Annotated in this window: 1 pseudogene; it reads left to right on the top strand. The window is 45.4% G+C overall.

The features are described from left to right. Positions 1-227 (top strand): annotated as a pseudogene (locus AAEY72_RS16645) (hypothetical protein); the annotation flags it as partial.

The following is a 227-nucleotide window of genomic DNA, read 5'->3' as shown; positions in this document are numbered from 1 at the left end:
AATGGAACAGATGGTTTAAATGGAACAGATGGTTTAAATGGAACAGATGGTTTAAATGGAACAGATGGTTTAAATGGTGCTGATGGCACTAATGGCACTAATGGTCAGGACGGCGCGCAAGGTAAACAAGGTCCAGCGGGTCAAGATGGTGCACAAGGTCCAGCAGGATCTGACGGCATCAATGGAACAAACGGTATTGACGGTCAGAATGGAGTTGATGGTACTAA

Origin of the sequence: Psychrobacter sp. W2-37-MNA-CIBAN-0211 (assembly GCF_040309405.1) — a bacterium.
GTDB classification, from domain to species: Bacteria; Pseudomonadota; Gammaproteobacteria; order Pseudomonadales; family Moraxellaceae; genus Psychrobacter; species Psychrobacter glaciei.
The sequence above is the reverse complement of the archived record's forward strand: the minus strand, read 5'-3'. Positions and strand labels throughout refer to the sequence as shown.